Source organism: Dolichospermum lemmermannii CS-548 (genome assembly GCF_028330815.1).
GTDB classification, from domain to species: domain Bacteria; phylum Cyanobacteriota; class Cyanobacteriia; order Cyanobacteriales; family Nostocaceae; genus Dolichospermum; species Dolichospermum lemmermannii.
Genome location: NZ_JAQMTJ010000297.1, coordinates 1 through 19,276 on the forward strand (window position 1 = coordinate 1; position 19,276 = coordinate 19,276).

The 19,276-nt window shown below is 37.4% G+C and carries 17 protein-coding genes and 2 pseudogenes; 11 read left to right on the forward strand and 8 right to left on the reverse strand.

Going from position 1 to position 19,276, the window contains the following annotated elements; all coding sequences use genetic code 11:
* A pseudogene (locus tag PN450_RS21235) lies at nt 1-199 on the forward strand (hypothetical protein); the annotation flags it as partial.
* Here PN450_RS21235 and PN450_RS21240 read toward each other — a convergent pair.
* On the reverse strand, nt 196-669 hold the full coding sequence (locus PN450_RS21240) for a TspO/MBR family protein (protein WP_271837482.1): 474 nt from the start codon (nt 667-669) through the stop codon (nt 196-198). The pseudogene PN450_RS21235 and the gene PN450_RS21240 sit on opposite strands and share 4 nt — an antisense overlap.
* A 157-nt stretch (nt 670-826) precedes the next feature.
* Between PN450_RS21240 and PN450_RS21245 the strand changes: the two genes are divergently transcribed.
* Complete coding sequence (locus PN450_RS21245) at nt 827-2,107, forward strand: glycosyltransferase (RefSeq protein ID WP_271837483.1); 1,281 nt, start codon at nt 827-829, stop codon at nt 2,105-2,107.
* Nucleotides 2,108-2,247: 140 nt separating this feature from the next.
* Here PN450_RS21245 and PN450_RS21250 read toward each other — a convergent pair whose 3' ends face one another.
* Together PN450_RS21250 and PN450_RS21255 are read right to left on the reverse strand one after the other, a co-directional pair.
* Nucleotides 2,248-3,414 (reverse strand): cytochrome P450, encoded by a 1,167-nt coding sequence (locus tag PN450_RS21250; protein ID WP_271837484.1) that lies wholly within the window; start codon nt 3,412-3,414, stop codon nt 2,248-2,250.
* A gap of 73 nt (nt 3,415-3,487) precedes the next feature.
* The gene (locus PN450_RS21255; RefSeq protein WP_015079481.1) at nt 3,488-4,276 is read right to left on the reverse strand and encodes a TIGR01548 family HAD-type hydrolase; all 789 of its coding nucleotides are present in this window, start codon (nt 4,274-4,276) and stop codon (nt 3,488-3,490) included.
* Nucleotides 4,277-4,421: 145 nt separating this feature from the next.
* Between PN450_RS21255 and PN450_RS21260 the strand changes: the two genes are divergently transcribed.
* The 3 genes from PN450_RS21260 (at nt 4,422) to PN450_RS21270 (ending at nt 5,514) form a co-directional block, all read left to right on the forward strand.
* Nucleotides 4,422-4,775, forward strand: a complete 354-nt coding sequence (locus PN450_RS21260; protein ID WP_235081973.1) for an MreC domain-containing protein — start codon at nt 4,422-4,424, stop codon at nt 4,773-4,775.
* A 20-nt stretch (nt 4,776-4,795) separates the two neighbouring features.
* Nucleotides 4,796-5,032 (forward strand): DNA-directed RNA polymerase subunit omega, encoded by a 237-nt coding sequence (locus PN450_RS21265; RefSeq protein ID WP_015079483.1) that lies wholly within the window; start codon nt 4,796-4,798, stop codon nt 5,030-5,032.
* A gap of 113 nt (nt 5,033-5,145) precedes the next feature.
* Nucleotides 5,146-5,514 (forward strand): hypothetical protein, encoded by a 369-nt coding sequence (locus PN450_RS21270; protein ID WP_015079484.1) that lies wholly within the window; start codon nt 5,146-5,148, stop codon nt 5,512-5,514.
* 87 nt (nt 5,515-5,601) lie between these two features.
* On the opposite strand, the gene PN450_RS21275 is transcribed toward PN450_RS21270, so the two are convergent.
* Nucleotides 5,602-6,504 carry an alpha/beta hydrolase gene (locus tag PN450_RS21275; RefSeq protein ID WP_015079485.1) on the reverse strand — a complete coding sequence of 301 codons (903 nt, stop codon included), beginning with the start codon at nt 6,502-6,504 and terminating at the stop codon, nt 5,602-5,604.
* Between the two features lie 366 nt (nt 6,505-6,870).
* Between PN450_RS21275 and PN450_RS21280 the strand changes: the two genes are divergently transcribed.
* Together PN450_RS21280 and PN450_RS21285 are read left to right on the forward strand one after the other, a co-directional pair.
* On the forward strand, nt 6,871-8,367 hold the full coding sequence (locus PN450_RS21280; protein ID WP_015079486.1) for a putative HlyD family type I secretion protein: 1,497 nt from the start codon (nt 6,871-6,873) through the stop codon (nt 8,365-8,367).
* Nucleotides 8,368-8,470: 103 nt separating this feature from the next.
* Complete coding sequence (locus PN450_RS21285; RefSeq protein WP_271837485.1) at nt 8,471-9,301, forward strand: alpha/beta hydrolase; 831 nt, start codon at nt 8,471-8,473, stop codon at nt 9,299-9,301.
* Nucleotides 9,302-9,488: 187 nt separating this feature from the next.
* On the opposite strand, the gene PN450_RS21290 is transcribed toward PN450_RS21285, so the two are convergent.
* A complete protein-coding gene (locus PN450_RS21290; RefSeq protein ID WP_271837489.1) occupies nt 9,489-10,862 on the reverse strand; it encodes a carotenoid oxygenase family protein in 1,374 nt (457 codons plus the stop codon).
* A gap of 182 nt (nt 10,863-11,044) precedes the next feature.
* Here PN450_RS21290 and era point away from each other — a divergent pair, with 182 nt between their 5' ends.
* Both era and PN450_RS21300 read left to right on the forward strand, forming a co-directional pair.
* Complete coding sequence (era, locus tag PN450_RS21295) at nt 11,045-12,019, forward strand: GTPase Era (protein ID WP_148761642.1); 975 nt, start codon at nt 11,045-11,047, stop codon at nt 12,017-12,019.
* A gap of 16 nt (nt 12,020-12,035) precedes the next feature.
* The gene (locus PN450_RS21300; RefSeq protein ID WP_148761644.1) at nt 12,036-12,569 is read left to right on the forward strand and encodes a dihydrofolate reductase; all 534 of its coding nucleotides are present in this window, start codon (nt 12,036-12,038) and stop codon (nt 12,567-12,569) included.
* Between the two features lies 1 nt (nt 12,570).
* On the opposite strand, the gene PN450_RS21305 is transcribed toward PN450_RS21300, so the two are convergent.
* Nucleotides 12,571-13,371 (reverse strand): tetratricopeptide repeat protein, encoded by an 801-nt coding sequence (locus PN450_RS21305; protein WP_271837486.1) that lies wholly within the window; start codon nt 13,369-13,371, stop codon nt 12,571-12,573.
* A 160-nt stretch (nt 13,372-13,531) separates the two neighbouring features.
* Between PN450_RS21305 and PN450_RS21310 the strand changes: the two genes are divergently transcribed.
* Complete coding sequence (locus PN450_RS21310) at nt 13,532-13,831, forward strand: 30S ribosomal protein PSRP-3 (protein ID WP_015079494.1); 300 nt, start codon at nt 13,532-13,534, stop codon at nt 13,829-13,831.
* A gap of 52 nt (nt 13,832-13,883) precedes the next feature.
* On the opposite strand, the gene PN450_RS21315 is transcribed toward PN450_RS21310, so the two are convergent.
* Both PN450_RS21315 and PN450_RS21325 read right to left on the reverse strand, forming a co-directional pair.
* Nucleotides 13,884-15,626, reverse strand: a complete 1,743-nt coding sequence (locus PN450_RS21315; protein ID WP_271837487.1) for a WD40 repeat domain-containing serine/threonine-protein kinase — start codon at nt 15,624-15,626, stop codon at nt 13,884-13,886.
* A 680-nt stretch (nt 15,627-16,306) separates the two neighbouring features.
* Nucleotides 16,307-18,958, reverse strand: coding sequence for a DUF3536 domain-containing protein (locus PN450_RS21325; RefSeq protein WP_271837488.1), 2,652 nt, complete (start codon nt 18,956-18,958; stop codon nt 16,307-16,309).
* 216 nt (nt 18,959-19,174) lie between these two features.
* Between PN450_RS21325 and PN450_RS23980 the strand changes: the two are divergent.
* A pseudogene (locus tag PN450_RS23980) lies at nt 19,175-19,276 on the forward strand (alpha/beta hydrolase); the annotation flags it as partial.

A 19,276-nucleotide genomic window follows, 5' to 3' on the forward strand; every position in this document is an offset into this window, starting at 1 on the left:
ACGAAAAATGGTCGTTTGGGGATTTGATATTAGCGATCGCCACCTAAGATTTCGACGATTTTGTATCAAAATTATCCTCACAGGTATTCAAAAATCCGAAATTACCGATTGTGACACTGGGGGGTGCGGAATGTGGGATATAATCTATTATCAAAAGTTGAAAGTCAAACACAAAGAGACTTTCAACTTTTCTGCTTAAGCATCTTGGGGATTAAGACGACTCATTTGCCATGTGGTGTATGTACCTATGGGACTCCAAAGTAAATAGGGCAATAATAGTAATGCTGCCCAGAGGGATACTGATAAGACTGCAAGTGTGATTAACAGACAAATGAGTAATCCTGTACCACCGAGGATTGTACCAGCGATGAGACTGCGAAAACGTAACATTACAGGGCTGTAAGCTATAGTAAATATCTCTAGTAGTAGGTACAAACCCATCATTAAACGGGTTATATCAGTATTTGGGCTGTGTTCCCAAATGATGTAAGCTGACCAAGCACCACAGATAAAAATTATAGTCCAAATCAGGGGAATTACTGATTCAAAGGTTAACCATTTGGGTCTTTGTAAATGCCGAAACCATTGACTCTGGTTGGGTGTAATCCAGTTACCGATAAAGCCTACTAAGAATGCGATACTGCCAATTATCATCCAAGATTTAATCATTATTTCCTTAGTGTTGACTTCGGGGAAAGTCTGACGCAATGATATTACACTAATAAAGTATTATGAACATAGATCCAAACCTACTACAGTGATCTGCGTTGAATCTATGGGGCAGTTTTCTGGTATATATCATTATAAATAAGGAGAAAACACGATTATGACTCATTATGGCTTAATGTGTCCCGCCTCAACTGGACATTGGAACACAATACTACCTCTGGGAAAAGAACTACAACAGCGTGGACATCGTGTTACCTTAATTGGTATTCCTGATGCCCAATCCAAAGCACAAGCAGCCGGTTTAGAATTTAAAGTTATTGGTGAATCTGAATGTCCCCTGGGTTCAGCAAAAGCATCTTTTGATAAATTAGGAGAATTAAGCGGACAGAAAGCACTAAAATATACCATCTCTATTTTTAGAGATATTACTAATGTTACCTTCAGGGATGCCCCAACAGCTATCAAGGACGCAGGTATAGAAGCACTATTAATAGATCAAACTATGTCCTATGGAGGGACTATTGCAGATGTTTCTGGTCTTCCCTTTATTACTGTTTGTAGTGCTGTAGTTTTAAATCGAGAGCCAAGTGTTCCCCCCTTCATGACAAATTGGTCTTATAGTCCAGCTTTGTGGGCAAAACTGCGTAATAAATTAGGTTATAAATTATTAAATCGGGCTACTCGACCTATCACAGAATTAATAGAAAGCTATCGTCGAGATAAAAATTTACCTGCATACTTTGACCCAAATCAACGTTATTCTCAACTAGCTCAAATTAGTCAACAACCTGCGGAATTAGAATTTCCTCGACAAAATTTACCTAATTGCTTTCATTTTACCGGACCATATCATAGTGCAACTGGTAGGGAAGTTGCTGATTTTCCCTTTGATAAATTAACAGGACAACCCTTAATTTATGCTTCAATGGGAACTTTACAAAATCGGTTGTTACCAGTTTTCCAGAATATTGCTGCAGCTTGTCAAGAGTTGGATGCACAATTAGTAATTTCTTTGGGTGGTTCGGCTAATCCTGAAGTTCTCGAAGGAATAGCAGGAAATCCTTTAGTGGTTCGTTATGCACCACAATTACAATTATTGGAAAAAGCAGATTTAACTATTACTCATGCAGGAATGAATACCACATTGGAATGTTTAACGAATGGTGTACCAATGGTAGCTATTCCCATTGCTAATGACCAACCAGGAGTAGCTTCGCGGATAGTTTGGTCAGGATGTGGGGAAGCTATTCCTGTGAAAAAAGTTAATGTTACTAATTTGCGGACTGCTATTAAAAAGGTGTTGACGGAGGATAGTTATCAAAGGAATGCTTTGCGGTTACAAGCAGCAATTAAGAAAGCTGGGGGAACAAAGCGAGCGATTGATATTGTGGAACAGGCTATATCTACTGGTAAACCTGTTTTAAATCAAAGAGTTTAATTATTATTGAGTATCCTACATTATTGAGCAAAAAAATTATGGGTGCGTTAGCGTAGCTAACACACCTCTTAAAAACATCAACTAACGCGCTTTTTCTATAACTGGCTGATTTTTCTCTCTTTTCCCCTTCACAACCATTTTCACAGTACAAACTCAGTAGGAGAAAATTGCCGTTCTAAAAAACGCTCTGGTTTAAACTGTTGAGAATCAGGATATAAATCTTCTCGATGATGAGTGAGATAAATACAAGGAATAACAATAGTTCCTGCTTCTAAATTATAACCCATCAACTCAAAGGGTGATTTTACCAATCTATTTAAAGCCAACATGGCCACCGGATATATTCGCAATGTTTCTGAACAAACAGCATTTAAATAGGGTAATTTAAAAATCTCATTCGCATCTGGATTTTCACCTAAATTATCCAATTCTTGCAATAATTTTGCTCGTACCTGTGGGACATGATTAATCCAATAAAGCGCCCATGTTAAAGAAGTTGCAGTAGTTTCATGACCAGCTATCAATAAAGTAATCAATTCATCTCGTAATTCAACATCACTCATAGGTTGACCATTTTCATCTCTAGCAGCCATCATCAAAGATAATATATCACTGCGAGATGAATCGGGTTTTTCTTGACGTTCCTTAATTTCCGCATAGATAACTTCGTCAATTTCAGCTTTTAACTGTAAGAATTTGTGCCAAGGACTCCACGCACCTAGATCCTTTTGCAAGAATGGAAAAACTAACATCATGGCTCGCAAAAAAGGTTGTTTAGGATTGAGAATCTTTAATAAGAATGTCTTCAATTGCTCATAATGTGAGCCATTCTGTAAACCAAATACAGCTTTTAAAATCACTTCAAAAGAGATTTCTTGCATAGAATAAAGGATATTAAATGTTTGTCCAATTTGCCATTTATTAGTAACTTGCTGAGTAATTTCGCTAATTAAATCACCATAAGCCAACATTCTTTCTCCATGTAAAGGAGGAGTTAATAATTTACGTTGACGTTGATGAGGTTTCCCTTCTAATGCTAATAAAGATTGTCTTCCCAATAAAGGGGCTTGAACTCCTGCTGGTTCACCGGAATCTAACTGTTTGGTATCTGTGGTGAAAATCTGTTGAATCCCTTGGGGGTTGCTAATAAATATCTGCGGAGTGAAAACTGGACCAACTCTCAAAGTAAAAATATCACCATAGTTTTTAGCACATTCTTCCATATATCCCAAAGGATCTTTTAACCATTGATATGTCTGTATCCAAGGGTGGGTTTTTGGTCCATCAGGTAGTTTTAAATTAGACATTTTGATGAATTTCCTATGATTACAAATTAAATGAATATCGGGTAGGTAATGAAAAAAATCTCATTTAATGAGATCACAATTCTAATTTAGAAATTGTCCTAATTGTTAATTCTTGGACATTATTCAACACTATCTTTGCCCCAGCTTGTATTAGGTTCTGTGTATAAGCTTCACATCCTTCTACTGTTTCCTGAACATGGGGAGGTAAAACTCCTACACCTAACCAAGTCCGAGAATTATCTACAGCTTTTGCTTTTTCCACAGTGTGCATATCTGCTACCGTATCACCTACATATACAACTGTTGGTTTTTGATTACTACCATTTTCTAATATATTAATAGTAGCAAAAAGTCCAGTCGGATCTGGTTTACCAGGTGCGTCTTCCATAGCAATTAAAACAGGAGATTGTAAACCCAAACGGTTTTCTAAAATATAGTTAGCACTCAAACGAGTAGCACCACTAAAAAAACCCCAAGCAATACCAGATTTTGTTAATTCTTGAAAATAACTCGGCTGCGCTAATAAAGGTTCATGACAAATATAGCCATTCCAATTTTTGGTATCTGTACCGCGATAACGGCTTTGAAAATAAGTAACTATGTTGGCATAATCTAATTGTATTTCTTGCCGCTGCTGTCCTTGACTGATAAAATGACGGTAAATTAATTCCTGGGAGGCTTCCCAATCGTTATTCCAAATTCCTTCAGATTTGAGGTGATCAATGTCTACAGGTGTGGGACGATAGGCTTGGGTAGTGAAATACTCTACTGTATCGGAGATAGCGCGACGATATGAACCGCTCACGTCACGGATAACCCCGTCTATATCAAATATAACTATTGCTTTTGTGTTTTCGGTCATGGAAGAAATTGGCAAAGGATGATTTATAAAATTCTATAGTAATCCTATTTGATTTTTTCAGCAGCGTCATGCCTCAAAATAAAAGAGATCCCCAGATAAAAAGTAACAATGCTGATATAATAGACCTACAATTTTGATTAAATCAGTGGCAAACAACATAAAAATGGTAACTATCGTTGTCCTGATTAATATCCTTATTTCCCTCATGCTCCTTTATCTAGCTCAACAATTACGAAAAGCAAAAGATACTTTAGCATTTATAACAGATACATTTAATCAATATGAACGTGCTAGTTATGCAGCCCTACATACAGTACCAGATAATATTTATATCGGTAAAGAAAAAATTCGCAATCTCCGATTAGAGAACCAAATACTTAAACAGCAAATTCAACAAATGCGCCAAATTCTTAGTTTGATTCTCTTAGTTAGGCAAATTTCCCAAGGATCATTTTCCTTTCCATCTCTAAAATTGAAAAATCCGAGTAAACTGGGATAGAATCTCCAGAGTTATCAATTATGCTTAAACGTTCTAAGTTCGAGACAACTCAGTCTCAAATCATGCACCGTGCAGAAGAATTAATTAGTGCTGCATCAAATCGCTATCGCATTACGGTACAAGTTGCAAATCGTGCTAAACGGCGACGTTATGAAGATTTTGAAAATAACGAAGATTCCATAATGAAGCCTGTTCTCAGAGCAATTATCGAAATGTCTGATGAATTAAATCAGCCAGAAATTATTGGGGAACTATAAAAGGTAAACTAATCACCGTCATACCTGTAAAGGGTTTGGCGGTATTTTGGATAATGAAGAAAATACTAATTTATTTTGAGTCTTCATGATTAAAATATTTTACTTTACTAGATATGGCGGATAAAAATTTAGAAGCTTTAATCGTCAAAATTGTCAAAAAGGTAATTAGAAAAGAGATCAAAAATCAAAATCAGGATAATTTGCCAATTGTCTTGGCTGATTCTAATTCTCCATTAGATAATTGGCAAAATGCAAATGCTACAGAAGAATTGATTGATGATTTAGAGATTAGTCCTTATACCAGATTACCTGATAAAGAAGATATAGAGCTTGAGCGTAAATTACGAGAACTCAAGTTTAAACAAGAATTGAGAAAAGATTGGATTTCCTTTTTAGTGAAAGATGTAATTGTTTATTCTGCAACTACGATTTTCATTTTTACACTTGCTGGCTTTTATCTATTTCGTATTCCTAGCCATTAGACATCTATGAAATATCAATGTGTATTTTTTGAAATTCTTATAGAGACGTTATTTGGAACATCTCTATTTTAAATTATTTACCGCCTATTATTGATTATTCACTGATTTTAATGGTACTACCGCAGCAGGTAAATGTTTATCCATCCAATTAACTAAATCAGTGATTACCTCAACATAATTAATATCGTAGTGTAAATCATGATAGCCTCCAGGGTACTCAATTCTTAACTTGTCTGGATAGGTAACATTTTGATAAAAAGTTGCACTTCCTGCTGGTAAAGCGATTCTATCAGCACCACCATGTAAAATTAATAGAGGTATTTGCCATTTTTCAGCGTGAGTATGAATCCAATCTACTGTAGTAAAAAACTCTGTAGATAACCTAGCAGTAGCGAGAGTATGGCGTAATTTATCTTGAGTATAGGAATTTAAAATTTTCTGATCTCGTGAACCTGCGCTAAAATCCAAACCAATATTCAAGGAAAAACGCGGCCACACCTGGGAGAGTAACTTACCTAAAACTACACGACTCAGCGGTACTCCTACTTGACCAATACTGGGTGCAAAAGCAATCACACCTGACAACTCAGATTTATTTTGTACATAATGAAGAGTATAATCTAATGCAATCACTCCCCCCATACTATGTCCCAATAGAAAAATTGGGCATCCTGGTTGTTGTTGTTGAATCAAATTGAGGAAACTTTGCAAGTCATTACGAAATTCTGCCCAGGTATTAATATAACCTCTTTGACCAGATGAACGTCCGTGACCACGTAAATCAAAACCATAGATAGCATATTCTTTCGGTAACAAATGCTCAACTATGGTCTTGTAAAGTCCGCTGTGTCCTCCGAGTCCATGGACAATGGCTAAGATTCCTTTAACTTCACCTCCAGGATGCCAGCTTTGGTAATACAAATCAAGTCCACCCACACCTGGAAATTTGCCTTCTTGACGAGATGCAATTGTGTCGCTGTGATCAATCATAAAGTTAATTTTTACTTCCTTCGCCAGTAAGCTACTAGCTCATTAACGTATATTGTAGATAAAATTGCTTCTAACTGTAGGAAGAAATACAGATAATTTCTCTAAAAACTATTATGTATAGAATAGATCCCCGACTTCTTGAAGAAGTCGGGGATCTGGATAAAGTAGTGACTTACATGACAATATTTGATATTGAAATAGATTAATATTAAACATTTAGTAATTAGTTATTGCTCATATTAATTCTTAATGCAGCTTCACAAAATTACCAGATTAAGCCTTTTTTCCTTGAGAAATTAGTTTTATCAGGCTTACATGAAATTGGGATCACTCAATAAAAAAAACAACTAACAAAACTGACAAATTATGAAATTTTCCCTAGCTGCAAATGCTGTGCAAGCGCGTCAAACGAAAGAGAGATTTGCTAAACCAGAAGAACAATTATCCTATGAATTGGGTAAAGCTGTACAGGAATTACCACCGCTTTACACAAGATTATTAGCGGGAACAATGAGTTTTGTGATATTTGGAACAATTTCCTGGGCGCATTTTTCAGAAATTGATGAAGTAGCGACAGCAACAGGAGAATTAATTGCTTCTACTCAAGTTAGACCAGTGACAGCTTTGGGTAATGGTTCTATTTTAGCAGTGAAAGTGAAAGAAGGCGATCGCGTGACTAAAGATCAAATTCTCATTCAACGTGACCCCAATTTTCAACAAACTGATGTTAACCGTCTAGCTAAATCTAGTAAATTAATTGAAGATGATTTACAAAGATTACAAGCTGAACGTTCTGGAGGAAAAACTGCGGGAACAATTTTGCAAGATGAACTTTTAAACTCCCGGTTATTAGACTATAAAGCCAAACAAGCAGCAGCAGCAGCAGAAGCCAAACGTCAACAATCAATACTTAATCAAGCCAAAGTTCGGTTGAGTCGCTTACAAGAAAATTTGGCAAATGCTAAAGTCAGTTTTACCAATGTTCAAAAAAACTTAGAGAATGTCAAAAGTCTCCGTTCTATGTTAGATAATAATTTATCTATTGCTCAACAACGAGAAGAAAATCTTCGTACCTTGGTTGAACCAGGGGCTTTAACGAGAGTTGATTATCTGGATGCTAAAGAAAGATTAAATCGTGCCAATGCAGATATTATCAGAAATTCCGATGAAATTACTAAAAATCAAAATAATTTAACAGAAGCGAAAGATAAAATTGCTTCTTTAGAAAAAGACGCGGCTGCTCAATTTCAAGAAATTAATCAAGCAGAACAGGCTTATCAAACAGCGCGTAATCAAAATATCCGGTTAACCTCAGAACGTCAAAGCGAAATTCTCACCCAAATCAACAAACGCAAAGAAGAATTAACTACTGTTGCTGGTCAATTAGAACAAGCTAGACAACAAAAAGACGGAGAAACTATCAAAGCCCCTGTTGCCGGCACAATTTACAAAATTAAAGCTACCAAAGGTCCAGTCCAATCTGGAGAAGAACTACTATCAATTTTACCAGAAGGAGAAGAAATGCTCCTAGAAGTAAAAGTTCTTAACCGTGATATTGGTTTTATTAACCAGGGAATGAAAGCAAAAGTCAAAATCGCCACTTTTCCCTTTCAAGAATTTGGTGTAGTTGAAGGTGAAGTATTACAAATCAGTCCCAATGCCGTAATTGATAAAGACTTAGGTTTGGTTTTTCCGACAAGGATTAAGTTAAGTAAACATTCTTTGAATGTGCGCGGACAAGAGGTAGAATTTAATCCAGGTATGGCTGCTAATGCCGAAATTGTCACCCGGCAAAAATCAGTTTTGACATTCATTATTGAACCAATTACTCGACGGTTTAGCGAGGCATTTTCCGTGAGATAATGGACACAAATCATCTAAGGATGATTAAAGACAGGAGTTTTTGTTTAAATGCAGTTTTCCTGTCTTCCTTCTTTTGTATCTGAGCGCGAAATAGAAATAAGATATGGATAAACAGCAATTTAAAAAACTACTTATTGGTGATTTAACCTGGAAGCGAATGTTAAAATCTCTAATTTTTATTTACGCATTTTTTGCTGTCTATGTTTATTTCCGTGCTGACAGCATGATTTTTCTTCCTCAAGCATCTAGTTATCAAGATAATCAAGATATTCTCAAAATAAAAACTGGAGATGATAAAAATATTTCGGCAATTTATTTACGAAATCCTCAAGCTAAATACACTATTCTTTATGCTCATGGTAATGCTGAAGATTTGGGATATATTAAATCACGGTTAGAAAAAATCCGAGATTTGGGTTTTAGTGTCTTTGCTTATGATTATCGGGGTTATGGAACAAGTGAAGGAACTCCTACAGAAAAAGCTGCTTATCAAGACATTAATACTGCTTACAATTATTTAACTCAAACTTTAAAAGTTCCTCCCCAAAAAATTATAGTATTTGGGCGTTCCATTGGTGGTGGTTCAGCCGTAGATTTAGCATCAAAAAAACCTGTAGGTGGGTTAATAGTTGAAAGTAGCTTTACTTCTATTTTTCGGGTAGTTGTTCCTGTGCCACTTCTACCTTTTGATAAATTTACTAATTTCGACAAAATCAAAAAAGTCAAATGTCCAGTTTTGATCATTCATGGTAAAACTGACGAAATTATTCCTTTTAGTCATGGAGAAAAATTATTTACTGCTGTATCATCTCCCAAACTTTCTTTTTGGGTAGAAAAAGCCAGCCATAATGATTTATCTTTTGTTGCGGGAGAAAAGTATTGGGAAATATTAAAAAAGTTTGCTGATTTAGTTGAGAAAAATCCTACCAAGTAGGTTGGGTTACAGCACTTCCCGGTGTTATGAGGTACATATCAAGCGGGCAAGATGCCCGCACTACAAGAGTTTCATCATTCGACTTTATACCTCATAAGAGCGGAAACCGCTGTAAGCGACAGCGCATCCCAACAAAAGAATTGATAATGACAATGTTGGGTAACATACGTCAACCCAACCTACTCAATTAGGAAATCCAAATACCGTGGAATCCATAGGGTACACGTTGAGGAATCATTACCCGCGCTATCGGTTCGCTGGTGATATCTTGCGCGTTGATAACTACGAGTTCTGATGTTTGGGAATTTTCATCATAAATAAATGTTACCAGCCATCCTTTGTCTTCTACTGTGGAATTAGGATCTGGTGCAAATACTGCTTCTCCCCCATAACGATTTTTGCCAAATTCATGGGTTTGGGATGTAGCATTTTCAAAATCGTATTTGATTACACCACCAAATAAGGGATTTGGATTATTTGCCATTTTTCCCACATAGCCATATTGGGTTTTTCTCCCCAACAGGTTTTCATTGACACGGGGAAATTCTCCCGGTACATCATCTAGTTGTTCTTCTGTGACTGCACCTGTGCTAAGGTTAAAACGCCAACGGTGTAAAAAAGGAATGTCTCCTTTTTTGTCACGGTGTGTATCCTGGGAAATCAGGACATTAGTGGAATTCATGCGACAAGCGATAAGAATCACTTCGTCTCCCGCTTCATAAGCGTTGAGGGTGTGGAAGACATAGCAGGGAGGACATTCAAACCAGCGAATATTGCTGTTGTCACCATGACGAGGCATTATACCAAACCGACTGGGGCGATCGCTCTCAAACATCATCATCGGTTCTCCCCGCATCATTCGTTCCGCACTAAATGTCAGGGGTAAATCCATGAAAATGGTATAATTTTCCGTAATGGCGAAATCGTGCATCATTACCGCTGTGGGTATTTCTATGGGTACTGTTCGTAATAACTCACCTTGGGCGGAAACTACGCCATATTGTAGATAAGGTGGTCTAAAACCGTAACCAAAAAACATCATTTCCCCCGTAACTGGATCTACCTTGGGATGGGCGGTAAAGGCGGAAATTAGTTTACCATTATAGGTATGTTCCCCAATAGTTGCTAAGTCAGCAGTGTTGATGTGATGAGGCGCACCTCCTTCCCATAATGCTAAAAGCTGTTGATTGTGCCATACGAGGGCTGTATTAGCGGTATTTTTCCCCGGTCCGTGGGGGTTGTCCATTTGCGGTGGTTCTAAAAGTCCACTCCACACAGCTTTACCAGCTTCATGTTCAATATTCCAGCCCCTAGTTCTCACATAGCGATTGTGATAAGTGGCTTTACCGTCGTTGATTTGTACACCATGTAACATTCCATCGCCATCAAACCAGTGATATTGACCAATGGGACTCCATTGTGGGTTCGGTCCATTGCGGACAAACATCCCTGATAATTCTGGAGGGATTTCTCCGATAACTTCCAAGTTGTCAGTGCTGACTTCTGTGTTTATGGGGGCAAAATTGCCTGCTAAATAAGGATTTACTGCGGTTGAGGCTATGGTCATAGTCAGTGAGCTAGATAAAGATACTGTACTTAATATAATTATGGTTTGCGATTTATGCTAGGGAAGACAATTTTTATCATTTCCATAAATATGCAATAATTAATGTATCTTGGTGCTTAGTCTCAAAGAAAATTTCCATCAAAGTCAAAATAATCTATTAATCATAACTGTAAACAATGCAAGTAGAATCACAAGTCTCTAATATTGATAATAATATTTTTACTGATTTCGGTGGGGTAATGATTCCTCAAGCACCGGATGGGTTTAAATCAGGTTTTATTGGCATTATCGGCCGGACTAATGTGGGTAAATCCACTTTAATGAATGAATTAGTCGGACAAAAAATAGCCATTACTTCCCCAGTATCCCAAACTACTCGCAATCGGTTAAAGGGGATTGTAACTACAGAAACAGCCCAGTTAATTTTTGTAGATACACCGGGTATTCACAAACCCCATCATCAATTGGGAGAAGTGCTGGTAAAAAATGCGAAAATTGCCATTGAATCGGTAGATGTGATATTATTTGTAGTTGATGGCACTGTTGCTTGTGGTCCAGGCGATCGCTATGTGGCAGAACTACTAATTAATAGTCAAACACCTGTAATTCTGGGGATTAATAAAATTGATGAACAACCAGAAGATGCTCAAAAAATAGATGATAGTTATATTCAATTAGCTAATAGCTATCAATGGCAAAGTGTGAAATTTTCTGCTAAAACTGGAGCGGAATTATCGCAACTCCAAGATTTATTAATTAGTCATCTCCAACCAGGACCATTTTACTATCCACCCGATTTAGTTACAGACCAACCAGAACGGTTTATCATGGGTGAATTAATTCGAGAACAAATATTATTATTAACCCGTCAAGAAGTTCCCCACTCCGTAGCCATAGGCATTGATTTAGTCGAAGAAAGCCCAAAAATTACCCGTGTTCTCGCCACCATCCATGTTGAGAGAGATTCTCAAAAAGGTATTCTTATTGGTAAAGGTGGAACAATGCTCAAATCTATTGGTAGTGAAGCTAGACAACAAATTCAAAAGCTAATTGCTGGGAAAGTTTATCTAGAATTATTTGTCAAAGTTCAACCTAAATGGCGACATTCACGAGTGCGGTTAGCAGAACTGGGTTATCGGGTAGAAGAATAATAAATAGGGGTAAATTATGCCTTTGATTAGTCTCATTGCTGTCATTTCTGAAAATCGAATTTTATCAGACTCGACAAAAGAACATATTCATGCGGGTATTCCTTGGAATATTCCCAGTGATGAACTTTATTATCGGGAAACTATCCGACGACATCCTGTCATTATCGGGCGCAAAAGTTATGCCACTTTTAATAAACCAATTCGTAATTGTACAACTATCATTCTTACCAGAGACACCAATTTTCAAGCCTTTGGTTGTGTAGTTTTGCATTCATTACCAGAAGCAATTGCATGGGCGAAAATGAGTGAAACAGAAGAAATATTTATCGCTGGTGGTGGACAGATTTACACTGAAGCAATCAAATTGGCCGATAAACTTTATTTAACCATTGTTGAAGGTAATTTTGTGGGAGACATATACTTTCCTGAATTTGCCGATTTTGGAAAAGTCACCAAAGAGAAGAAAATGCAGGAAAATGGCTTTCAGTTTAATTTTGTAGAAATTGAAAAGTGCGTTAATGAGGTAACGTCACCTTCAATAACTGGCTAATTTATTGTAATTTCAAAAATCTATCTAAAGCTGCTATCATACTCGGTGGCCAGCGGCGGATATTTGTGACCCAATTAATATCTTTATAACGGGTATCTAGTCCATAGGCTGCTACCCAATTACTTTCCGCTTCTCCTTGATTTCCTGTCACCCAATAAGCGGCTGTTAAAGCGGCACGCATATCAGCAAATCGAGGATATTTACGGACTATATTCCGCATTTCGCGGATAGCTTTTTCCGTTTGACTGGTTTCATATAAAGCCAAGGCATAATTAGCTCTAGCAAAGGCAAAATTGGGGGTAATTTCTGTAGCTTTTTGGAAATCTAAAATCGCTTCTTGCCATTTCCCTAAACCTGTTTTAGCATTACCACGATTATTATAGGCCATAGCATCTTGGGGATCTAATTCTAATACACGATTATAATCAGCGATCGCTTCATCCCATCTTCCCAAACCTTCTAATGCTGTTCCCCGATTCAAATAAGGGTCTGTCACATTGGGAGCAAGTTTTACAGCTTGGTTATAGTCTGTCAATGCGGCTTGTAACTTATTTTGACTGACACGAGAATTACCGCGATTACTCCATGATCCCGCATTGGTAGGAAATTTTTCAATAATTTCTGTCCAATAAGCCTCCGCTGTCACAAAATCACCTTGATTCGTAGCTGCAAAAGCCTTAGTCGCTAATTCATCCCCTGCTTGCAACTCCTCGGCGGTAATGGGTTGAGATTCTGCCATAACTGGTGTATTCCAGCCAAAAACCAGCAACAGACTCAGGAAAATACTAATTAGTTTAATCATCTAACTCTGACGTGATAGGCAACAAAATTAATCATATAGCAACAGCTAACAAAGAAGATTCCCAAATTTCTTCATTCATTGGTCAATTAGTCAAAGATTGAGTTAAAATAAGAGGTCGCAAACTAAGTAAGTAAAACCCGGATATTCCCCGGAGGTGTAATTGACCAAGTTCATTTTAAAAATTCTCTGGTTAGACGAAAACGTCGCCCTAGCAGTTGATCAGGTTGTTGGTAAAGGATCTAGCCCCTTAACCAAATACTTTTTTTGGCCCAGAAATGATGCCTGGGAAGAGCTAAAAAAAGAGTTAGAATCCAAACACTGGATTACAGATGTTGATCGGGTGGAGTTACTCAACAAAGCCACAGAAGTGATTAACTACTGGCAAGAAGAAGGCAGAAAACGCCCAATGGCAGAAGCACAGTTGAAATTTCCAGAGGTTGCCTTCACAGGTAGCGCCTGATGATTTTAAGTTGGTAATTGGTAGTTGGTAATTGGTGATTGGTCATGGGTAATTAAGTAAAATTATCACCTATCACCAGTCCCCTTTGCCACAATTTGATTGTCTTGTCCTTACTACCACTGGCAATCAATTTTGCATCATGACTCATAGCAACGCTAGATACTGAGTCTGTATGACCTACAAGACTAGCAATTTCTTTTTTTGTGCTGATTTGCCAAATTTTTACCGTTTTATCCCAACTGCCACTAATCAGCGTTTCTCCGTCAGCACTAAAAGCTACAGCCACCACTGACCAAGAATGACCTGAAAGTGTGCTAATTAATTCACCAGTGCCAACATCCCATAATTTAATTGTATTATCACCGCTACCCGTTGCCAAAATTTGACCATTGGGACTAAAAGCAACTGTTAAAACTGCCCAAGTATGACCGGAAAGAGTTGTTAATAAGTTAAATTTTCCGTCTTCTAATTGCCAGATGCGAACTGTGCGATCATAACTAGCACTTGCTAAAAGTCGTCCTTGGGGACTAAAAACTACAGCATTTATTTGTAATTTATGCCCAGTTAAAGTATTCAGTCCTAAACCTGTATTCACATCCCAAATTTTAATAGTTTTATCCCAACTTCCACTAGCTAAAATTTGCCCTTGGGGATGAAATGCTAGAGATTTAACAGCGTGTGAGTGTCCAGTCAGAAGATGAATTTTTGCTAATGTCTTCACATCCCACAAATTCATAGCTTGATCATCACTAGCTGTGGCTAAAATTGTATCATTGTGATTAAAAATAACTGATGTTATAGCTTGAGTATGTCCGGAAAAGTTTGCTATTAATTGCCGATTGTTTAAATCCCATAATTTAATACTTTTATTATCTTCTCCACTGGCTAATATTTTACCATCATGACTTAATGCCACAGTATTAATAGAACTATTGATTTGATTTTCAAGAGGATAGGAAAGTTGCCATAAAGGATGATTAATTGGGGATAATAAAGGCAAATAATGATCTTTAATTCCCAAAGTATAAATAAGTTGATCTGCTGATTGCCAGCGTTCTTGTAAATTATATTTTATAAGTTTATCAAGGGTTTGTCCTAGATGTTCGCTAATTTGATTGGTGAGATAATCTCGCCATATCCAGCTATTATTAGTAATATCAAATAATTCAAAAGGTGGTATTTGAGTTAGTAGATAAATACAAGTTATGCCCAAACTATAAAGATCACTGACAAAAACAGCTTTACCTTGTATTTGTTCTGGGGAAATATATTCTGGACTACCAACTAAATCATCTTTAGATTCATTGATATTGACAAATTTCATTGCAGCAAAATCAACTAAAACTAGATTATCTAATAAATCTTGACTTTGATTTACAGTCCGCAAAATAATATTTTTTGGTTGAATATTCCGGTGAATAATTTGATGATCATGAATAAACTTGAGAACTGGTAATAAACTTTTTAAAACTTGCCAAATCTGAGTTTCATTAAAAACACCTTGCTTTGCTAATAAACTAGCTAAATTATCACCTTCAATAAATTCTTGAATTAAATAGTAATATTCATTTTCTTTAAAATGTGTGATTAGGGAAGGAATTTGCGGATGTTTACCTAATTCCGTTAATTTCTCTACCTGACATTGAAAATTTTCCAGTGTTTGATATTGAGATGAAAATTGGTGAATAACACAAGGAATTGGCGGAAATTGACTTTCATCTACAGCGAGAAATGTTTGACAAAATCCCCTTTTACTAATCTGCTTGATTAAATGATAATCTTCTTTAATTAACACAATTTATTTTCTAGATTCCTTTTTCTGTTTCTGGATGATAAAAATAGTTCCCATTGTAATAAGTAGGTGAACGGAAAAAAACCGTAGACGCGAAGCGGCTTCTCGAAGAGTAATATGTAACGAAAAGTAAAATCTCCCAAACCCTCTTGCCTCTTGCCTCTTGCCTTGCCATAGCGACGATTTTCAATGCTAACCTACTTACTCGTTAGGTTAAGGAAATGTAGGTTGGGTTGAGTGATAGCAAAACCCAACATTATCAAGAGTTTTGTTGGGTTTCCTTCTGCCAGCCCAACCTACGACATAACTATTTTTAACCTTAACCTAATCAAAACCATATTTTGATTTTTAAGCTATAATAGACATCTTTAAGCTATAATAGACATTGGGTTTACCACTTCTATGCCTAAAAAAATCAATTTTCAGTCCCGCAAATTTCCTAAAGCTGTAACTTTTTCTTTGTATCTCTTCGGTGTTATGGCTGTTCTGATAGTGTCTTTTCCTTGGCTTTATGAAATCAAAACAAAAGCCGGAATTAATATCTCAAAAAAGTACAATACTGGATCTTTTTTAGAAAAACATACTCATGGACTCTTTAAATGTCAGTGGCTGTATCCGTACCATTGTAAACCTCCCCAAGATTAAACCGTAAGATCATGGTGGGGATTGCCCACCATATAAATTTAAGCCAATTTATCTAAATAAGGACTGACATCAACCGCTAATTTTTGTCCTAATTTTAGCAATTGACGACATTGAGTAGTTTCGGCTTCATTATCAATACTGGTAATTCGTGGCAATATTTGACTGTGTAAACAACTCCAGTAAAGTTCTTGGGAATGGTTTAAATTAATGCCAAGATGTAATTTATGACCAACATCAATCAATCGTTCTAAACGTTGGATATCTGTATCTATTTTGCTATTGGCATCATACAATAATTGCCACAATAACCGGACTATCAATTGTTCTAGAATTTGATTACCATCGGGGATATTTAATTGACAACGGAGATGTTTGGCTTCAGTAGCGATCGCTTCTAATTCTACAATCAGATTCCAGCTTAATTGTAGTTCGCTAATATCTTGTTCTAGAGATTTTAAAGCTGTTAAACAACGATAACCCAAAGCAATCTCCGCTGCTACCTGTAATTCTCGTGGTACTTCCAACTCATCCCGATGAAAGGCCATAATTACACCGTAATTATCCCTATAGGCTTGAGTATATAACTGGTCTAATCGTGCCAGTGTTTCCTGACTCAACAACCGCATAATGCGGTGACGTTCTTCCGCAAATAAAGTTTGCAAACTAAAGGCTTCATCACCAAATAGTTGAGTCATCACCAAAATAACATGAGCGATACTAGCCTGTTGCAAGGCTGCAAACAGCTTTTCTCTGATTTGACTATAGTTACGTCGTCCTTCAAACTTTTGAATACAGCAATGAAAATCCCAACCACCCAAATGCAAAACCGCAAATACTAAATTTTCATTTTCCCAAGTAATATTTGACACTAGCTGCAAATGCCCCACCGCCATAGTTAATGGTCCCAGGCTTTGCTTATGATAATCTAGCTCATGGGCATCATAGCAGTAAACACGCTGATGATGATTATGGGGGTGTTTATCTGTCTCTTGTCCAGGGGCAGTATTTTGGTGATGATTAAATAGGGAAGTAATGGCGTAATGGGCAGCAACTTGTTTAAAGCCAATTTGGGCAGTTAGCACCAACTGACGATATATCTCAGCCCCATGTTTAAACTCTTCCACATTGCTAGGGGCTAAACCTAGACGTTTAAGAAACTCCTTTTCTAATTGGATACCTGCCACATCTCCGGCTAATTCTAAAGCACGGGAGGCATAACGCAAAATTTGTGTTCCCTCTGGACGGGAAATTTCCTCAAAAAACCAGCCGCAACTGGTAAACATCAGTAAAGAGTGACGCTGCATTTCCAACAAGCGTAAAGCTTCTACCTGTTCAACCGCTTGGAGTTTGCGAGTTTGATGGCGGGATAGAAACCGGTTAATATTAGCGGGAGTGCGATCGCCCATGACATGAACATATTCGTCCCGCGCTTGCCAAGGATCACGAAATAATGTACCGCCATATTCCTCATAAACATCAATTAACTGATCCCGCAGCCAATTTAACGCATTTCTTAACGGCCGTCGCCATTTTTGATGCCACACGCCCCCTTCACCACCACAACCACAATCATCTTGCCATCTATCCACACCATGGGCGCAACTCCAAGCCGTCACAGACTTGATTTTTACTTCCCAAGAGGGAGGATTTAAACTCAAATAATGGGCAAAATTGGTGACAGTCCAACCATGACGGGGAAACTCACCAATAAAAGCATAGGCTAAAGTCTTTTCTGTGCCTTTTTTGTGATGTCCAAAGGTTTCCCCATCGGTAGCTACAGAAATTAATTGGGACTGACGATGATCCCCGCGAATAGCTGCCCCAATGCGTCCCGCAAAATGATGGGAATTGTAGACAACATCACTAAAACCCATATCCCGCGAAATCGGACCATCATAGAAAAAGATATCAATATAGGCAGTTGATTTGTTTGCAGATTCATCGCTATCTAAATAACAACGGTAAGGACGAGTAGGATCAATCTGATTACCACCCACCTCATGCCATTGACTATCAGAATCATCATCTGTGGGGAAAGGACGACAACGCTGGGCTTGAGAAGGGGCTAAAATAATAAACTTAATCCCTTCTGCTACCAATGCTTCTAAGGTGGCATAATCTACGGCTGTTTCTGCCAACCACATTCCTTCAGGATCACGGCCAAAGCGAGAATGGAAATCTTCCTTACCCCAGCGAATTTGTGTATGTTTATCCCGTTCATTGGCTAGGGGAAGGATAATGTGATTATAGACTTGAGCGATCGCATTCCCATGACCATTTAGGCGATCGCAGCTTTTAGCATCAGCCTCCAAAATCCGCTGATAAACGGACCCATCGTAGCGTTCTAACCACGACATCAGCGTTGGCCCAATGTTAAAGCTCATGTATTCATAATTATTCACAATCTTCACAATTTCACCTCGGTCATTTAAGACTCTAGCAAAGGCATTAGGACGATAGCACTCCCAATGAATGCGCTCATTCCAGTCATGAAAAGGACTAGCACTGGGTTGACGTTCAATCGCATCAAGATAAGGATTTTCTCTAGGAGGTTGATAAAAATGACCATGAACCGTGACATAAACACCCTGAGCAGTTTTCAGGGGATCATGTTCAGGACTGGATTTAGGCTCTTGATCTAATGGTAATATTGAGCCAGAACTACTGGGTTTTTCCGCTGCCAAAGTCATATATTTTTATCCAAATAAATGTGTAATTTTGCAGAATATTCTTACTATATCTACCTTTCTACAATTGTTCTCTCACAAAATCAGTTATAAATAACACCTGTGAAACAAAACTAAATTTTAATAGTAGTCAGAAATCAGAAATCAGGAATCAGGAGTCAGAAAGAAGAACAAGGAGGAACAAGGAGGAACAAGGAAGAAAAATAATCTCCAACCCCAATTACCAATTACCAATTACCAATTACCAATTACCAATTACCAATTACCAATTACCAATTACCAATTACCAATTACCAATTACCAATTACCAATTACCAATTA

What these genes read in the sequence shown, in the direction of transcription:
- PN450_RS21325 (WP_271837488.1), bottom strand. Translation starts at nt 18,958, where the DNA reads ATGACTTTGGCAGCGGAAAAACCCAGTAGTTCTGGCTCAATATTACCA.
- era (WP_148761642.1), top strand. Translation starts at nt 11,045, where the DNA reads ATGCAAGTAGAATCACAAGTCTCTAATATTGATAATAATATTTTTACT.
- PN450_RS21300 (WP_148761644.1), top strand. Translation starts at nt 12,036, where the DNA reads ATGCCTTTGATTAGTCTCATTGCTGTCATTTCTGAAAATCGAATTTTA.
- PN450_RS21305 (WP_271837486.1), bottom strand. Translation starts at nt 13,371, where the DNA reads ATGATTAAACTAATTAGTATTTTCCTGAGTCTGTTGCTGGTTTTTGGC.
- PN450_RS21270 (WP_015079484.1), top strand. Translation starts at nt 5,146, where the DNA reads ATGGCGGATAAAAATTTAGAAGCTTTAATCGTCAAAATTGTCAAAAAG.
- PN450_RS21250 (WP_271837484.1), bottom strand. Translation starts at nt 3,414, where the DNA reads ATGTCTAATTTAAAACTACCTGATGGACCAAAAACCCACCCTTGGATA.
- PN450_RS21280 (WP_015079486.1), top strand. Translation starts at nt 6,871, where the DNA reads ATGAAATTTTCCCTAGCTGCAAATGCTGTGCAAGCGCGTCAAACGAAA.
- PN450_RS21255 (WP_015079481.1), bottom strand. Translation starts at nt 4,276, where the DNA reads ATGACCGAAAACACAAAAGCAATAGTTATATTTGATATAGACGGGGTT.
- PN450_RS21265 (WP_015079483.1), top strand. Translation starts at nt 4,796, where the DNA reads ATGCTTAAACGTTCTAAGTTCGAGACAACTCAGTCTCAAATCATGCAC.
- PN450_RS21275 (WP_015079485.1), bottom strand. Translation starts at nt 6,504, where the DNA reads ATGATTGATCACAGCGACACAATTGCATCTCGTCAAGAAGGCAAATTT.
- PN450_RS21240 (WP_271837482.1), bottom strand. Translation starts at nt 669, where the DNA reads ATGATTAAATCTTGGATGATAATTGGCAGTATCGCATTCTTAGTAGGC.
- PN450_RS21245 (WP_271837483.1), top strand. Translation starts at nt 827, where the DNA reads ATGACTCATTATGGCTTAATGTGTCCCGCCTCAACTGGACATTGGAAC.
- PN450_RS21285 (WP_271837485.1), top strand. Translation starts at nt 8,471, where the DNA reads ATGGATAAACAGCAATTTAAAAAACTACTTATTGGTGATTTAACCTGG.